This window comes from Mesorhizobium sp. M4B.F.Ca.ET.089.01.1.1, from assembly GCF_004022605.1.
Taxonomy (GTDB): Bacteria; Pseudomonadota; Alphaproteobacteria; order Rhizobiales; family Rhizobiaceae; genus Mesorhizobium; species Mesorhizobium abyssinicae.
Window position 1 is genome coordinate 1 of sequence record NZ_RZOS01001566.1, and the last position, 395, is coordinate 395.

The window sequence follows — 395 nt, forward strand, 5'->3', positions numbered from 1 at the left end:
GCCGGGACTGAAACGACGCATTTTGTAGTATAATTTTCTAAGATGGCGCTTTTGCAATTGACGCCTGCAAGGGTGCCTCATGCTTGCGCCGTAAAACGCAACACGAGCGCAGACGGTTCAGTCGTAAGCGCTGTTCTCAGGCCACGGCCCTGAGTTCGGGAGCCGGGATGTAGGCCCAGGGCAGCAGGTCGTCGATCTGGCTGTTCGGGTGGCCATTGACGATCCTGGTGAGGACATCGGCGAGATAGCCGAGGGGCTCGACGCCGTTGAGTTTGCAGGTTTCGATCAGCGAGGCGACGACTGCCCAGTGTTCGGCGCCGCCATCGGAGCCTGCAAAGAGGGCGTTCTTCCGATTGAGCGCGATCGGACGAATGGAGCGCTCGACTGTATTGGAG

The 395-nt window shown here is 59.2% G+C and carries 1 protein-coding gene; it reads right to left on the reverse strand.

Going from position 1 to position 395, the window contains the following annotated elements; genetic code table 11:
• Positions 1–136 precede the first annotated feature (136 nt).
• Positions 137–395 (reverse strand): transposase domain-containing protein (locus tag EN780_RS38310; RefSeq protein ID WP_133373048.1); only part of this gene is annotated, 259 nt, incomplete at its 5' end.